This is a genomic window from Pseudomonas putida (assembly GCF_028682175.1).
Taxonomy (GTDB): Bacteria; Pseudomonadota; Gammaproteobacteria; order Pseudomonadales; family Pseudomonadaceae; genus Aquipseudomonas; species Aquipseudomonas putida_AD.
In genome coordinates this window covers 18,375-34,074 of sequence record NZ_JANHKS010000054.1, presented here as the reverse complement: position 1 = coordinate 34,074, position 15,700 = coordinate 18,375, and the positions used below count along the sequence as shown (strand labels likewise).

Here is a 15,700-nt window from a genome sequence, read left to right as displayed (position 1 = left end):
CTCTTGCCGGCGGGAGCGTCCTTGAGATCGCTCCCGCCGGCAAGCCGTGCTGCTACGGGACGGTATCGCCTGTAAGTCGATACTTACTGCAGAGTAAAGGTAGTTTCCTTCACGTCTGCCGAGTCCAGGCCGATCATCAGTTTGAAATCGCCCGCTTCGGCCGCGTACTTGAGCGACGGGTTGTAGAACTTCAGGTCTTCTTCGGTCAGGGTGAAGCTCACGGCTTTTTCTTCGCCCGGCTTCAACATGATTTTCTGGAAGTTCTTCAGCTCTTTCACCGGACGGCTCAGGGACGCCGCAACGTCGCGCAGGTACAACTGAACCACGGTTTCACCCGCGACCTTGCCGGTGTTCTTCACCTGAACAGTCGCTGTGATCTTGTCCTTGCGGGTCATCTTGTTGACCGACAGCACGATGTCCGAGACGCTGAACTGGGTATAGCTCAGGCCGTAACCGAACGGGAACAGCGGGCTGGTCGGCTCCTCGAAGTAGTTCGAGGTGTAGTTCGAATCGTTGACGCGATACGGACGCCCAGTGTTCAGGTGGTTGTAGTACGCAGGCACCTGGCCCACGGAACGCGGGAAGGTCATCGGCAGTTTGCCCGACGGGTTGTAGTCGCCGAACAGCACGTCAGCCAGCGCGTTGCCGCCTTCGGTACCCAGGAACCAGCTTTCGACCAGTGCATCGGCTTGCTTGTTTTCCTCGCCCAGCGCCAGTGGCCGGCCGTTCATCAGCACGATGACCAGCGGCTTGCCGGTGGCCTTGAGGGCCTTGATCAGGTCACGCTGGCGACCCGGCAGCACGAGATCGACCCGGCTGGCGGCTTCGTGGGACATGTTGCGCGACTCACCGACCACCGCAACCACCACGTCGGCGCCTTGAGCGACCTTGACCGCTTCGTCGATCATCTCCTGTTCAGGACGGCCATCGATGTGAATCTGGTCGTCCATCTTGTTCAAGTAGGTGATGGCTTCCTGATTGTCGGTGACATTTGTACCTGCCGCGTAAACCAGCTTGGCCTTGTCGCCGACGGCATTGGCCAGGCCGTCGTAGGCGCTGACGGTCTGACGGGCAAGACCCGCTGCCGACCAGCTGCCGAGCATGTCCAGCGAGCTCTTGGCCAGCGGACCGACCACGGCGATGGTGCCTTGCTTCTTCAGAGGCAGGGTTTCGTTGGCGTTCTTGAGCAAGACGATGCTCTTGCGTGCCACTTCGCGGGCTTCGGCGCGGTGCAGGCGGTTTTCCGCGTTGCGGTCGACCGGGTCATCCACGGCGGCGCCGATGCGCAGGTACGGGTTGGCGAACAGGCCCATTTCCCACTTCGCGCCGAGCACTTCACGCACGGCGTTGTCGACTTCCTTGATCGACACTTCGCCGCTCTTGACCAGCGCCGGCAGTTCTTCGCCGTAGGCCTTGTCGTTCATGCTCAGGTCAACGCCAGCCTTGATGGCCAGCTTGGCGGCTTCGCGAAAGTCCTTGGCCACGCCGTGGTCGATCAATTCCTTGATCGCGCCGTGGTCGCTGACGGTGACGCCCTTGAAGCCCCAATCCTTGCGCAACACATCCTGCAGCAGCCAGGTGTTGGCAGTGGACGGCACGCCGTTGATCGAGTTGAGGGCGACCATCACGCCCCCGGCACCGGCATCGACCGCCGCGCGGTACGGCGGCAGGTAGTCCTGCTGCATGCGCACCGGGCTCATGTCTACGGTGTTGTAGTCGCGACCGCCTTCAACGGCGCCGTACAGGGCGAAGTGCTTGACGGCGGCCATGATGCTGTTCGGCGCCTGGGTGCTGGTGCCCTGGAACGCACGGGTCATGGTGGCGGAGATGCGCGACACCAGGTAGGTGTCTTCGCCGAAGCCTTCGGAGCTGCGGCCCCAGCGGGCATCACGGGTGATGTCGACCATCGGGGCGAAGGTCATGTCCACGCCGTCAGCTGCCGCTTCGATCGCCGAGACGCGGCCGGCGCGGGTGATGGCGTCCATGTCGAAGCTCGAGGCCAGGCCCAGGCTGATCGGGAAAATCGTGCGCTGGCCATGAACCACGTCATAAGCGAAGAACATCGGAATCTTGTTGCGGCTGTGCAGTACCGCGGCGTCCTGCATGGCGCGGTTGTCGGGCAGGACCACGGAGTTGAACGTACCGCCGATGCGACCGGCGGCGATTTCCTTGGCGATTTCCGGCTTGGGCATCTCCGGGCCGATGCTGATGAGGCGCAGCTGGCCGATCTTTTCGTCCAGGGTCATCTGCTTCATCAGATTGGAGATGAATGCATTCTTGGCCTGTAGCGTGGAGAGATTGCTGGCGGGTGTGGTGGCTGTCTGCGCCCAGGCGGACTGACTGGCCAAACCGACGACAAGACTCAATAAACACAGCTTATTCATGAATGATTTTCTCAGGACCTTGGCCGGCAACTCGCGCGTAATACCGGGCAGCCTTTGTTTTTGGTGTGAAACCTTTGGTTTTTATTGTCGCCAGGGCCGTGAGCCGCTGAACTCCTGATGCATCCGGGCATCATTAGCGCAGCGAGTTTTATCTGATTGCGCCCTGGCAATCCAGAGCCCTGATGACGCGATGGGGCAAGATTATGCCGGGGATCGTCCGATTTAGCTAAAGTCATGTCTGACGGGTGATTCTCCGAAGACGGATCGAAGGGCAGGAAGGAGCGTACAGACCATGCAAATAGAGCGTTACGGGCACATTCGGGGCAGTCGTTACAATTTGTCACTGACGCTGCTGATGTTGCTGAGCACCTTGCTGGCGGGCTGCGGCATCAACAACATCCCCACCTACGACGAACAGGTCAAATCCGCCTGGGCCCAGGTGCAGAACCAGTACCAGCGCCGTGCCGACCTGATCCCCAACCTGGTCGAGACCGTCAAAGGCTACGCCAAACAGGAACAGGAAACCCTGACCGCAGTCATCGAGGCCCGCGCCAAGGCCACCTCGATCCAGATCGATGCCAACACCCTGAACGATCCGGCCAGGCTCAAGCAGTTCCAGGACGCCCAGGGCCAGTTGACCGGGGCGCTGAGTCGCCTGATGGTGGTGTCGGAGCGTTATCCGGATCTCAAATCCAACCAGAACTTCCTCTCGCTGCAGTCGCAACTTGAAGGCACGGAAAATCGCATTGCCGTGGCCCGGCGCGATTTCATCGCCTCGGTCGAGCGCTACAACACCGAGATCCGCACCTTTCCCGGTCGGCTCTGGCATACGGTGATGTACAGCGACTTGCCGATACGCCCCAACTTTGAAGCCACTGCTGCGGATGCCGACAAGGCCCCGCAAGTGAAATTCTGATGCGCCGCCGCGCGCTGTTGCTGTGCCTGGCAATGTGCCTGGCGCTGTTCGCAAGCGTGGCCGAGGCTGCGCTGAAATTCCCGGCCTTGAGCGGTCAAGTGGTCGATAATGCCGGGATGATCGACAACCAGAGCCGCGAGCACATCGCGCAGATGCTGCGTGCCCATGAAGAGCTGACCACCGAGCAGGTCGTGGTGGTCACTGTGCCCAATCTGCAAGGCAGCACCATCGAGGATTTCGGCTATCAACTAGGGCGCTTCTGGGGCATCGGCCAGCAAGGCAAGGACAACGGCGCGCTGCTGATCGTCGCCAAGGAAGAGCGCAAGGTGCGCATCGAGGTGGGGTATGGCCTCGAGGACCGTCTCACCGATGCCCAGTCTTCGGTGATCATCAACCAGATCATCACACCGGCGTTCAAGCAGGGCGATTTCGTCACGGGTATCACCCAGGGCGCCGAGGCGATAGTGCAGGTGCTGGGCGGCGATCCGTTGGCCGAGCCCGTGGTCGGGGCGTCGGGTGGCGACGATGTGACGGACTGGAAGATGAGCCTGTTGTATCTGGTGCTGTTCGTGGCCTTCATCTATATCAACATGCGCTGGGGCCGTGCGTTCGGCGGGCTGGGCGGTGGCTACATCGGCTCGGGCGGCGGTGGCGGTTTTGGGTCGGGCGGCTCCGGTGGCTCGGGCTCGGGAGGCATGCGCGGCGGTGGCGGCAGTTTTGGCGGAGGCGGTGCGTCCGGTGGCTGGTAGTCGATCATTGAAAAGGGTTGTTGTGCATGGCATTGCTTAATGAAGACGAACAGCGGCAGGTCGCCCAGGCTGTCGAGGCGGTCGAGCGGCTGACCGACGCGGAGCTGGTCACGGTACTGGCCGCCAGTGCCGACGACTACGCCTATGTGCCGCTGATCTGGGCGGGCCTGGTGGCGTTGCTGCTGCCGGGGCTCATCAATTTCTACCCTGGCTGGCTCAATGCCAACGAGCTGCTGTTGACGCAGATCGCGACCTTCATCCTGGTGGCGCTCGTATGCCGGCATCCGGACGTGACCTCGCGCCTGGTGCCCGCTTCGGTGCGGCACTGGCGGGCCGGGAGCCTCGCGCGGCGGCAGTTCCTCGAACAGAACCTGCACGCCACCGCCAATGGAACCGGGGTGCTGATCTTTGTCAGCGAGGCGGAGCGCTACGTTGAAATCATCGTCGACGACGGGATTGCCCGGCATGTTGACGATCTGGTCTGGCGCTCGATGGTCGATGTCTTCACCAATCAGGTGCGCGACGGCAAAGTGCTCGAAGGCTTTCTGGGTTGCATTCGGTCATGCGGCGAAGTGCTGGCCGACCAGGTGCCCGTGACCCAGCCACGCAATGAACTGCCGAACCGGTTGGTGGTACTGAACTCGTAGCAGCACGGCTTGCCGGCGGGGGCGTTCTTCAGGTCGCCACGCCGGCAAGCCGGACTGCTACGGGGGGGGGGAAGGCCGCGCCATAATAAAATGCACACATTGATCGTCCCGGCCTTAAAATACCGCCCTCGCATTTTCTGCTTCCGAGGCTGTACCCGATGTCCGCCACCGCACCCAACGCCGCTCCGGCACAGGATCACCGCGCTCAGTTCCTGAGCCTGCTCGACACCTGCCTGACCCAGAACTCGCTCGTCAAGCTGGTGCTGGCCAAGCATGTCGGGAGCGAAGCCGGGTTGCAGCGGATCATCATCAAACCCACCACGATCAAGGACCAGCCGTGCCTGTCCTTCGTCTACCGCTACCAGACCCGCGACATCACCAAGAATCACCCGCTGGCTGAAGCCCAGGCGCTGATCGCCGACCTCTTGCCGACGTCGTTCAAGAACGCCCACCTGCTGTCTCTCACCGATGAAATCCAGCTGGAGTTCAGCAAGAAGGGCAAGACCACCCTGTTTCGCAACTCCTCCCAACAGCAGCGCGAGGCGCCTTCGGCCGGGCATGACCGTGAGAAAAAACGTTATCTGGAGCTGAGCCGTCCGTTCCTCACCGACCTTGGCGTCACCAACAGGCAGCATGAGCTGATTCCCGCGATGTCGCGCAAATGGAAGCAGATCAACAAGTTCATCGAGGTGTTTTCCCACGCCCTGACGACCTCGCCGATCAAGCTCGACAAACCGGTGACCGTGGCGGATTTCGGCTCGGGCAAGGGCTACCTGACCTTCGCCATTCACGACTACCTGCGCAACACACTGCAGGCCGAGGGCAACGTCACCGGCGTCGAACTGCGCGAAGACATGGTCACCCTGTGCAACGACGCGGCGGCGAAGCTGGAGCATCCGGGGCTGGTGTTCAAATGCGGTGATGTGCGTTCGGTGGCGCCGAGCGAACTGGATGTGATGATCGCGCTGCACGCCTGTGACATCGCCACCGATTACGCTATTCACACCGGGATTCGCTCCGGGGCATCGATCATCATGTGCTCGCCGTGCTGCCACAAACAGATCCGCTTGCAGATCCAGAGCCCGACGCTGCTCAAGCCGATGCTGCAATACGGCCTGCACATGGGCCAGCAGGCAGAAATGGTCACCGACGCGCTGCGCGCCCTGTTGCTGGAGGCCTGTGGCTATGAGACCAAAGTGTTCGAATTCATTTCTCTGGAACACACCAACAAGAACAAGATGATTCTCGCGGTCAAGCGCGCAACCCCTGCCGATCCGGCCGAGCTGCTGGCGAAGATCCAGGAATTGAAGACCTTCTACAACATCAAGGAGCAGTGCCTGGAGACGCTGCTCCAGGCGGATGGGCTGCTTGGTTAAACCCGGGTTGCCACCACGGGCCTGGGCGCGATGACGGCCGTCTTGCGCCCGATGGCCAGGGTCACCACGACACCTGCGGCGAAGATCCAGGTGATCGGGTCGATGTGTTCACCGAAGAACAGCGCCGAAAACGCCATGGTGAAGAACAGCTGCACCAGTTGAATCTGGCTGACCCGGGCAATGCCGCCCATCGCCAGCCCCGCGTACCAGGCGAAGAAACCGATGAATTGCGAGAACAGCGACACGTAGCCGAATGCCCACCAGGCGCCTGGCGAAATCGGCCCCTGATGTTGCGATGCCAGGTAGCCGACCGGAACGATCAGCACCGGAATCGAAATCACCAGTGCCCAGCAGATCACCTGCCAGCCGCCCATCTGCTTGGCCAGCCGACCGCCTTCGGCATAACCCAGGCCGCCAATGGCTACAGCGCCAACCATTAACAGATCCCCCGCCTGAAGATTGCCCGCCCCGCTGATCAGCGCGTAGCCCAGTACCAGAACGCTGCCCATCGCCGCGCAGACCCAGAAGGCTTTCGACGGTCGCTCGTGGGACAACCACGCCGCGTAGATCGCCACCAGCAAAGGCTGCAGCCCGTTGACCAATGCCCCGTGGGAGGCGGGCAGGGTTTTCATCGCCCAGGCCGAAAGCACCGGAAAGCCGATGATCACCCCCAGCGCAACCACCATCAGCGCCTTGAACTGCGCGCGCGTCGGCCACTTCTCCCGACGCCAGAGCAACAGTGCCGCCGCCGGTATCGCCGCAAACAGCGCGCGGCCCAGGCCGTTGAGCAGAGGATGGATTTCCTGGACGACAATGCGGGTCATGGGCAGCGTCAGGCTGAAGATCACCACCCCGATCAGCCCGAGGGCCATACCGGTGTTTTCGCGAGAGGACATGTTGAGTCGTGCCTTGTTGTTATGAGTCGGAGCAGGCATCCATTCAGCCATAAAACCTGCGCCAGCCCCCTTAACAGATACCGACAGAATCGACCGTACACTTCCCTCAAGGAGGGAAATGCCATTCATGAGGATTTTTCGCAGCAGGGCTCAGGCGGACTGAATATTGGTTCAAAACTTGAATGCAATCTTGCTGCAACAGTTTGAAGGTCAAATAGCTGCCGTCGAAATTAGCCAGGAGAACGATCGTGTCGGTCATCGGAAAGTGGGCGTTGCAAGGTGTCGTGATGTTTCTGTTCGCATGGATGGCGACTGTAGCGGCTCAGTGGTCAGCGAGCGTCGGCAATTCGACGAGCAGCGACCGCCTTGCCGCCTTGACCAGCACCCGGATCGGCACCGGGACCCTCGCCGTCGGCGTCAACAAGCATGTAGCCGGTAACGTGGTCGTGGCCGGGGCCTTGTCGGAAGGTAACGAGTAAGCCATCGGCGCTGGGAAGATTGGAAGCGGCGTTGGTTTGAGGGATCAGAAACCGGACCTGTCGAGGTCCGGTTTTTTGTTTGTTGCCGTAAAGATGAAGGATTGTGGTAGAGAAAAAATTTCTCTAGTATCTGCGTCCCATGGCTACCGTACAAAGCGACCGCAATTGGAAAATCAAGATTTATCCGGACGATCATGCACCCCCTCATTTTCATGTGCAGACGCCGGACGGTGAGTCGTTAGTGCAGATCGACGGCTTGCGGATACTCGGCAAAGGCGCCGAGCCAAAAGCCCTGAAAGCCGCCCTGACATGGGCTCGTGCTCATACCGCGCAACTCTGGCGGATATGGTACGAGCAGAACCGGAGAACCTGACCCATGGCCACCAAACTACGCATCGCCAGCGTGCAGCCCCTGCCTGGCCGACAATCTCTGAATATCGAATGGAGCAACGGCAAGCGCTACACCGTTGATCTTTCGTCGCTTATCGAGCAGTTTCCGGCGCTCGCCCCTCTGAGGGAGGATTCACGCTTCAGCCAGGTGACGGTGGGCGAATGGGGATTCGATGTAACCTGGGGCGATGACATTGAACTGGCGGCATCGACCCTTCACCGGTTGGCGCTGGAGCAATCGGGCGAAGTGATGCCGACACAGGATTTCAAGCAGTGGATGTCGAAAAACAAACTGTCGCTGTCTGCTGCCGCAGTCGAGCTGGGTTTCACCCGCCGAACCATTACCGCCTATAGCAGCGGTGCCGCGCTGATCCCCAAGCATGTGGCGCTGGCGTGCAGAGGGTGGGAGTACGAGCATCGCTGAAGCCGGGCCGGCTATCAGGTCTTCTTCTGCTCCACCATTTCCTTCAACCGGGCCACCGGCACTTGCAACTGCGGATCGCCGAGCGGGTGGGTTTTGGCGTCGAAGAATTTCAACTCGATGTTCTGCCCCTCGAACAATGCCGTGTAGTGGCGCTTCTGGTGCTGGATGAAGGCTTCGCTGCGGGGCAGGATCGAGATGGCCAGGGTCTTGGGGCGGGCTTGAAGTACGGCGTCGAGGATGTGCCGGTCCTGTTTGCCCAGGGCGTGGCCGAAGATGCACAGTGCGCCTTCATGTTGCGCCAACTGGGCGTGGCAGTACGACAGGTAGTCCGAGCCGCGAATGATCTTCATCTTGTCGCTGCTGCGGCCCTCGCAGACGAACAGAGGCACGTCCTCCAGCGCGTTGACCGCGAAACTGCCCAACAAGGTGCTTTCCGATGACAGCAGCTTGCGTGCGCTGCCGTCGAAGTTCTTCACCAGGTGCATTCCGCCGTGCAGGTAAAGGATGCGTGTGGCATTGCTATCGGTGCGATGCAGGTTGAACACGGCGTCGTCATCAAACAGGTCGTCGAACGGTTGCGCGCCGTGCATCACGGCCCAGTAGGCGAGCAGGTCGTAGTTGGTCGAATAGACGGTCCTGTATTCGCTCAGCGCCTTGCTGATCTGCGCGACGCTCGATGCCTGCATCAGGCGCCACGGGATATGCGCTGAGCGGATGCCGTGAATCAGCGCTTCCTTGATCGCGAAGTAGCGGTTGCGCGGCGACGACGAGCTGATGGTCAGCGCGGCGTTGACCCGCATGGCGACCTTCAGGCCACTGAGCACAGGCTCGAAATTCTCGGTCTCCATGGACTTGAACAGCGCAAGCTCGGTCGCGCTCAGGGGCTTGTTGCGCGTGGTCTGCGCCAGTTCGAACAGCGAGTCATAGGAGAAGTTTTTCCACACCGCCAGGCTTGCACCATTGCCCAGCAACAATCCGGTGCAGGGGTGGGCGGTTTGCAACTGGGTCCAGTCGGCCAGTTCGGCATCAAAATCCGTGAATTCCATTGTCTCGCTTCGCAATCAGGTGAGCAGGCTGACCTGCGGCCAGAACGGAGTGGACTTATAGGAAAGCGCGGTCGTTGTTGTCAACGCCCGATCTTTCGTCGCACCGCCTGGCAGATATTTCGAACTGCCACACAGCGCCTGTTTCTAACCCTTGAACCCCAAATCCGGTTCGCTTGAGAGGCGATCATGAAAACCGATCCTGTGAACACCGCCGCCGCCCAGAGCCCCGGCCCGAACCCCAATCCCATGGAAACGACGAAAGGCACTGAAGCCGAGCGTCAGGCCCGTGAATTCGAACGGGTTGAAAAGACTGACGACCAAGCCCGCGAAACTCCACCACCACAGACCTGGAAGCACCCGGACGATGGGAAAAGCCTGTCAGAAAAAGACGAAGAAATACCGCTCAAACCCTGACGACCATCTGTCCAGTGCGCGCCTTCACGCGTGCCGTCGGGTGTAACGTCTTTCGGGATAACTGCACACAACACTCTCGAAACGAGAGGGAGGTTTCCATGCACAGTGCGATGCTCAGCAAAACGCATTTCAATGGTTACGACGTGATTAACGTCAACAACGGCCCATGGCGGGTCTGCACCCATCACGACCGCCTGGCGAGTTTCGGTACCCGTGAGGAGGCCATGGCATTCGCCGCGTCTCTGCCAGCGCATCAAGAGCGTACGGCGATGCGGGCGCAGCCAAGCGTTGTGGAAATGAAAGCGCCCGAGGCGAAAAAAACGGCGCCGAAGGCCAAGTCGAACAAGTCGAAGAAGTAGCGTTGGGTCCTCGAGAGCCTCTAAGTCATTGAGGCTCTTACCCATGCGAAGTCATGCAACGCCTGCGAACAAGCTCTCATAGGGAATGTGCAAGCCGTCATGTAGCCGTTTGATCATACTCACGCTCAACCTGCGTTTTCTGTTCAACACCTCTGAAACGCGTCCACTGGGTCCGATAAACGGTTCAAGATCCCGGGCCGTGAGCCCTTGTTGATCCATTCGAAATTTAATGGCATCTACAGGGTCGCTGACATGAATCGGATAATGCTTGTTCTCGTACACCTCTATGAGCGTGACGAGGATTTCCATTTCGTCTGCTTCAGGGGTTCCCTCATCGGCTTGAAAGATGACCTCCAGCCGTTCGAAAGCCGCCCGCAGATCGGCGTCGTCTCGAATTGGTTTAATATTCATTGACTGTCTCCGCATCGATCTCATCGTATCGCTTGTGTGTGCCTACAAATTTCACCCAAACAATTCCTGCTCGATACTGTATCTCAGGAATCCGACGACATTCATGGTCGATCGTCAGCGTGAAATGTAATGAATTGTGTTATTCCCCCATCCCGCGCATCCCCATTACAAATCCCTGAAAGTCCGGTAAATCGCGGTTGATAGAATTTCGCTGTTGTGAATGCGATCTATTCTCTTCCACGAAGGCCGACTGATGTCCTCCCCATCCCGACTCAACCTTTCGCGCGGCGCCAGCCTGTCGCCTGTATCACCTCGTTCTCAAACCCTGGCTCCCTTGATGGGCCTGGCCACATTCATGGCGTTGCCGGTGTCGAGCTGGGCGGCGGAGCAGGCCCAGGCCAATGGGCAGGCGGTCACGGGGGATCTGACCCTGCCGGCCACCAGCATCGAGAGTCAGAGCGATGCGCCCTACAACAGCGACAGGCTCAGTTCGACCAAGTCGACCGAGCCGCTGCTGGACACGCCGCAAAGTGTGACGGTCATAAACTCGCAGGTGCTCAAGGAGCAGAACGCCCAGAGCCTCAAGGATGCGCTGCGCAACGTGCCAGGCATTACCTTCAATTCCGGTGAAGGTGGCGGCGGGGTAGGGGACAGCCTGACCATTCGCGGTTTCAATGCCGACGGCAACATCTATCGCGACGGCGTGCGCGATCCGGCCAAGTATTCGCGCAACGACTTCTTCAACACTGAATCGGTGGAAGTGCTCAAGGGCTCAAGCTCTGCGGGTTGGGGCGTGGGCGCGACCGGTGGTGCGGTCAACCTGGTGACCAAGGCCCCAGTGCTCGATGACTTCAATCATGTAAGCGCAGGTGTCGGCACGGCAGACTACCGTCGTGGCACGCTGGACGTGAACCACACCCTCGACGGTCTGGGTGAGGGCGCTGCGTTTCGCCTGAACATCATGGGTAACAATTCCGGTGTAGACGGCCGGGACTGGGTCAATGACGAGCGCTACGGATTCGCGCCGTCGCTGGCTTTGGGGCTGGGCACCGACACCCGTTTCACCCTGGCCTACGAATACATCCACGACAACAGCAACCCTGACTACGGCATCCCGACCGTCAACGGCACCAATGGCAGCAGCCCGAGCCGTGCCGGTGGTGCCAGCTGGAACAGCTATTGGGGCTGGCGCAACCTGAACTACGAGGACAATGAATCCCATCGCCTGAACATGAAGTTTGCCCACGACTTCAACGACGCGTTGAGCTTCGACACCCAGTTCACCTATTTCCATCTGGATCACGACTACTTCATCACCACCCCTGGCGGCGACACCACGGCGGGCGCTCCGGGCATTCAGGCGGGCAGCGGCATTTACCGGCGCAACGTCAACACGCCTGCGCGCAGCCAGACCAACGAGACTTTCAGCAACCAGACCAACCTCACGTGGAAGGTCGACACGTTCGGCATCGGCCATACGCTGGTGGGCGGTTTCGACCTGAGCAAGCAGACGCTGGACTCCAAAACCGGCGCCCTGACCGCCGCCGACCGCGCGCGTATGGGCAGCCTGCCGGTGGCGAGTAACGACTGGTCGCAATACCCCTTCAGCGCCAACACCTACACCTCGGCCAAACAGTCGGTGGAGCAGACGGACAAGGCGTTCTACCTGCTCGACACCCTGAAGTTCAACGACAACTGGCAGTTGCACCTGGCCGCGCGTCAGGATCACTTCGACACCCGCGTGACCGATAACGAAAGCCGCGCCAGCCAGACCGGCGCCTGGGCTGACCTGGGCAATTCCGATCAGTCGGAAAAGCTCACCAGCGTCCACACCGCGCTGGTGTACAAACCGGTGCACAACGGCAGCTTCTATATCAGCTACGCCAACGCCAAGCAGCCTTCGGGCGTGTTGGCCGTGGCGCAAACCGGCAGCATCGCCTCGACCAAGGGCGATCGCGGCAAGACCTACGAGCTGGGCACCAAATGGGAACTGTACGACGGTGCGCTTGAGCTGACCGGCGATGTGTTCGAGACCAAACGTCAATTGACCTTCATCGATGATGACGAAGGCACGGCCTTCACCGGCGGCGAGGAGCGCGTGCGCGGACTCGAACTGTCCGGCACTGGCAACATCACCCGCAACTGGTCGGTGTACGGCGGCTACATCCACGAAAACAGCAAGCTGAACAAGTCCTACAACGGCTCCGAGGAAGGGCTGGAGCTGGCGAACACCCCGCAGAATGCGCTGAACCTGTGGACCACTTACAAACTGCCGCGTGATGTGTCGGTCAGCTATGGCGTGCGTTACGTCGATGACGTGAAAATCTACCGCGGCCAGGGCGCTGTGCTGACTCGCTCAGGCCAGACCACCGTACCGGACTACGTCGTCCACGACGCCATGGTCAGTTGGCAGGCTACCCCGGATCTGGATGTGCGCATGAACGTTAACAACCTGTTCGACAAGCACTACTGGTCCACCTACAACGGCCGTGGTTACGGTTTGCCGGGCGCCGGTCGCGGACTGATGCTGAGCGCCGACTACTCGTTCTGACAGTATCAGCTCCAAACATCTGGCTGGCCCTAAGCGCTGCGGCTTGTTTTCGCAGCGCTCCGGGCTTAATCTCGAAATGAAATTGCCCGAGCGGCGGGTTATTGAAATTCGAGATAGCAGGTGAGACTTTGGACGTCATTGATCTGAAGGTGGTCGACGCGGTCGCCCGGCATGGCAGCATGAACAAGGCAGCTGTCGAACTGAACACCGTGCAGTCGAATGTTTCCTCAAGGATCCGTTCGCTTGAAGACGAGCTTGGCGTTTCGTTGTTCCAGCGCAGCGCCAAGGGCGTTCAGGTCACTCCCGCCGGCAGGCGCATCCTTCCCTATGCCGCCAGGCTTTCCAAACTGCTCAGCGACGCATCCGCCGCAGCCCGCGACGACGGCCAGCCCGCAGGTGTGCTGGAGATCGGCACGCTGGAAACCACCCTGGCCTTGCGCCTTCCATTATTGATTGCCCGCTTCGCCACTGCCTGGCCCGATGTGCGGCCGCTGATTCGTACCGGCACCACCAGTAGCCTGATCCAGGATGTTGTCGATTGCAGGCTCGAAGGCGCCTTCGTTGCGGGCCCGGTCAGTCATCCCGAACTGCTCTGCGAAACGGCCTTTGAGGAAGAACTGGTGCTGGTGACCTCCCGCGCGGTTCGCTCGCTGGACGCCGTGAACAGCATTGCGCACCTGAAAACCGTGGTGTTCCGCATCGGCTGCTCCTACCGGCAGCGGCTGGATTCGGTGCTGGCCGGCATGGGCATCCTCGCGCCCGAACCCCTTGAGTTTGGCTCTATCGACGCGATCATTGCCTGCGTGTCTGCAGGTGTCGGTATCACGCTGCTGCCCCGAGGTGTCGTCGCCAACGCCTGGCAGCAAGGGTTGGTGGCGGTTCATGAATTGCCGCCTGCTCTGTCCCGCGTGGAAACCCTGTTCGTACGGCGCCTGGACGGCCATTTCTCCAGTGCCCTGGCGGCCTTTCTCGACAGCGTGCATCAGGACAATGCCGCGCGCTTGCGCGCCGTCCCACAATTCGCTTGAAGTTCATGTGGCTGCGTGGTTTGCCCGGCGCGCAGCCACCAGATCGATGACAAGGGCCAGCGCAATGGCGCCGGTGCCGATCAAGAACAGCAGCGCATAATCCCCGCCGGTTGCCGAAAACAGATACGAAAATCCATAGGCCGCCACCGCCTGGAACAACGCAAAACCCACCGTCGCCGTGCGCCACGCCGGACCTTGCTGCGCGGGGTGATGCGCCAGCAATTCCTGCACCCGGCCCAGTACCAGCGGCACTGTGCCGGTAACGAATGCCCCCACCACGATGCTCGATGCCATCAGCCAGACACTACCCGTCGTGAGCGCCGGTATGCACACGCAAATCCCTTCCAGAATGAACGACAGGCGCAAGGCCCGGCCAAATCCAACCCGGTCCGCCAGCACCCCGGCCAACAGCGGCCCCAGCGTGGCCCCGATGCCGAACAGCACCCAATACTGCGCCCCGACCTCAAGCCCTTTGCCCAGGCCATGGGCGACGAACGCCACCAGGAAAATCATGTGCGGCACCCAGCCCGCGGCATTCAGCGCGTACTCGGCATACAAAGCCTTGAGGGTGTGATCCTTCGACTGACGCGGATGCTGACTCGCGGTTGCGGGCGCCGGATCCTGCTTCGGCCAGCCCAGCCACGCAATGGCGGTGAACGCCAGAGAAATTACCCCCAGCCCGAGCCAGGTCTGCTGCAAACCCAGCTGCAACAACAGCGGCACCAGGGTTCCTGACGCAGCGACCCCCACGCCCACCCCCATGAAGATGATCCCGCCTGCCAGCCCGCGTTTAGAGGGCGAAACGTGCGCCAGCACCGCCGGCGCAGCCAGCACCATCAACGCCCCTCCGCTGATCCCGGACAGCAGACGCCAGATGAAAAACCACGCATACGACACCGGAAACGCACAGGCGATAAATGCAACACTGGCCAGCAACATCATCGCCCGCAGCGCAAAAGCAGTGGACGACCTCTGAGCCATCGCTCGGCCCGTCAACGCTCCGACCAGATATCCCGCAAGGTTCGCCGCGCCCAGATACGCCGCTTTCGAGGAGTCGAACCAACCGGCGTCAATAATCGCCGGCAGCAGGGGCGTGTAGGCAAAGCGAGCCAGACCAATCCCCACAAGGCTCGCGGAAAACCCCGACGCAATCCCCCATTTGCTGTTATGCGATTGATCGTGGGAAGTCGTGCTGTGAGTGGATGCCTGAAGCTTGCTCATCATCGTCGCCTGCTGATTTCGGGTGGAATCAGCCTACGCGCGCGCAGGGTATCTCAAGAAGCGAAAAGAAGAGATTGGGGGTATCTGTTATTGAGATTGTTGATGCGCATGAGGAGGCACGGTATCTGCCGCTTGATAGGCAAACGGATGACTTGCGAAGTGCGGATCGGATCGAGCTTTAGCGCTTGGCTGGACGAAGGGGGCGTTGCGGGAGGGAGGATGGAGCGGGTGAAGGGAATCGAACCCTCGTTATCAGCTTGGGAAGCTGGAGTAATGCCATTATACGACACCCGCTTTTGACGCTTGCAGCGGCTGACTTTGTACCAGATGCAGGCACTGAATTGAAGCGTTAAATGCGTTGCGGGCCAAATCCTTTATTGCAATGACAAGGGTCGGGATTCATCCGCCG

General features: G+C 60.5%; 17 protein-coding genes and 1 tRNA gene. 11 read left to right on the top strand and 7 right to left on the bottom strand.

The features are described from left to right. Positions 1-83: 83 nt before the first annotated feature. Complete coding sequence (bglX, locus tag NPS29_RS24940; RefSeq protein ID WP_274135864.1) at positions 84-2,384, bottom strand: beta-glucosidase BglX; 2,301 nt, start codon at positions 2,382-2,384, stop codon at positions 84-86. A 292-nt stretch (positions 2,385-2,676) separates the two neighbouring features. Here bglX and NPS29_RS24935 point away from each other — a divergent pair, with 292 nt between their 5' ends. The 4 genes from NPS29_RS24935 to NPS29_RS24920 all read left to right on the top strand — a co-directional run bounded on the left by NPS29_RS24935 (position 2,677) and on the right by NPS29_RS24920 (position 6,072). Further along, complete coding sequence (locus NPS29_RS24935) at positions 2,677-3,300, top strand: LemA family protein (protein ID WP_274135862.1); 624 nt, start codon at positions 2,677-2,679, stop codon at positions 3,298-3,300. Beyond that, a complete protein-coding gene (locus tag NPS29_RS24930) occupies positions 3,300-4,049 on the top strand; it encodes a TPM domain-containing protein (RefSeq protein ID WP_274135860.1) in 750 nt (249 codons plus the stop codon). The genes NPS29_RS24935 and NPS29_RS24930 overlap by 1 nt, the downstream gene beginning before the upstream one ends. Positions 4,050-4,075: 26 nt before the next feature. After that, positions 4,076-4,696 (top strand): TPM domain-containing protein, encoded by a 621-nt coding sequence (locus NPS29_RS24925; protein ID WP_274135858.1) that lies wholly within the window; start codon positions 4,076-4,078, stop codon positions 4,694-4,696. Positions 4,697-4,854: 158 nt separating this feature from the next. Next, positions 4,855-6,072, top strand: a complete 1,218-nt coding sequence (locus NPS29_RS24920; RefSeq protein ID WP_274135856.1) for a class I SAM-dependent methyltransferase — start codon at positions 4,855-4,857, stop codon at positions 6,070-6,072. On the opposite strand, the gene NPS29_RS24915 is transcribed toward NPS29_RS24920, so the two are convergent. Continuing rightward, positions 6,069-6,968, bottom strand: coding sequence for a DMT family transporter (locus NPS29_RS24915; protein ID WP_274135855.1), 900 nt, complete (start codon positions 6,966-6,968; stop codon positions 6,069-6,071). The two genes, NPS29_RS24920 and NPS29_RS24915, sit on opposite strands and share 4 nt — an antisense overlap. Positions 6,969-7,216: 248 nt before the next feature. On the opposite strand from NPS29_RS24915, the gene NPS29_RS24910 reads away from it, so the two are divergent. The 3 genes from NPS29_RS24910 (at position 7,217) to NPS29_RS24900 (ending at position 8,261) form a co-directional block, all read left to right on the top strand. Next, positions 7,217-7,447, top strand: a complete 231-nt coding sequence (locus tag NPS29_RS24910; RefSeq protein WP_274135854.1) for a hypothetical protein — start codon at positions 7,217-7,219, stop codon at positions 7,445-7,447. A 139-nt stretch (positions 7,448-7,586) separates the two neighbouring features. Next, complete coding sequence (locus NPS29_RS24905; protein ID WP_274135853.1) at positions 7,587-7,820, top strand: DUF4160 domain-containing protein; 234 nt, start codon at positions 7,587-7,589, stop codon at positions 7,818-7,820. A 3-nt stretch (positions 7,821-7,823) separates the two neighbouring features. Next, positions 7,824-8,261, top strand: coding sequence for a DUF2442 domain-containing protein (locus NPS29_RS24900; RefSeq protein ID WP_274135852.1), 438 nt, complete (start codon positions 7,824-7,826; stop codon positions 8,259-8,261). Positions 8,262-8,275: 14 nt separating this feature from the next. Here NPS29_RS24900 and NPS29_RS24895 read toward each other — a convergent pair whose 3' ends face one another. Next, positions 8,276-9,307, bottom strand: coding sequence for a DUF4917 family protein (locus NPS29_RS24895; protein ID WP_274135851.1), 1,032 nt, complete (start codon positions 9,305-9,307; stop codon positions 8,276-8,278). Between the two features lie 186 nt (positions 9,308-9,493). Between NPS29_RS24895 and NPS29_RS24890 the strand changes: the two genes are divergently transcribed. Both NPS29_RS24890 and NPS29_RS24885 read left to right on the top strand, forming a co-directional pair. After that, complete coding sequence (locus NPS29_RS24890) at positions 9,494-9,721, top strand: hypothetical protein (protein WP_274135866.1); 228 nt, start codon at positions 9,494-9,496, stop codon at positions 9,719-9,721. Between the two features lie 98 nt (positions 9,722-9,819). After that, positions 9,820-10,080, top strand: a complete 261-nt coding sequence (locus NPS29_RS24885) for a DUF2188 domain-containing protein (protein WP_274135850.1) — start codon at positions 9,820-9,822, stop codon at positions 10,078-10,080. Positions 10,081-10,131: 51 nt separating this feature from the next. Here the strand turns inward: NPS29_RS24885 and NPS29_RS24880 are convergent, their stop codons facing one another. Next, positions 10,132-10,491, bottom strand: a complete 360-nt coding sequence (locus NPS29_RS24880; RefSeq protein ID WP_274135849.1) for a helix-turn-helix domain-containing protein — start codon at positions 10,489-10,491, stop codon at positions 10,132-10,134. Continuing rightward, a complete protein-coding gene (locus NPS29_RS24875) occupies positions 10,481-10,603 on the bottom strand; it encodes a type II toxin-antitoxin system HigB family toxin (protein ID WP_400605185.1) in 123 nt (40 codons plus the stop codon). Before NPS29_RS24875 ends, NPS29_RS24880 begins: the two co-directional genes overlap by 11 nt. A 225-nt stretch (positions 10,604-10,828) precedes the next feature. Between NPS29_RS24875 and NPS29_RS24870 the strand changes: the two genes are divergently transcribed. Continuing rightward, positions 10,829-13,042, top strand: coding sequence for a TonB-dependent receptor (locus tag NPS29_RS24870; RefSeq protein WP_274135848.1), 2,214 nt, complete (start codon positions 10,829-10,831; stop codon positions 13,040-13,042). A 128-nt stretch (positions 13,043-13,170) separates the two neighbouring features. Next, on the top strand, positions 13,171-14,070 hold the full coding sequence (locus NPS29_RS24865; protein WP_274135846.1) for a LysR family transcriptional regulator: 900 nt from the start codon (positions 13,171-13,173) through the stop codon (positions 14,068-14,070). A 3-nt stretch (positions 14,071-14,073) separates the two neighbouring features. Here the strand turns inward: NPS29_RS24865 and NPS29_RS24860 are convergent, their stop codons facing one another. Together NPS29_RS24860 and NPS29_RS24855 are read right to left on the bottom strand one after the other, a co-directional pair. Continuing rightward, positions 14,074-15,291, bottom strand: coding sequence for a YbfB/YjiJ family MFS transporter (locus NPS29_RS24860; RefSeq protein WP_274135845.1), 1,218 nt, complete (start codon positions 15,289-15,291; stop codon positions 14,074-14,076). Between the two features lie 220 nt (positions 15,292-15,511). After that, positions 15,512-15,585 (bottom strand) — tRNA-Gly (locus NPS29_RS24855). Positions 15,586-15,700: the final 115 nt, after the last annotated feature.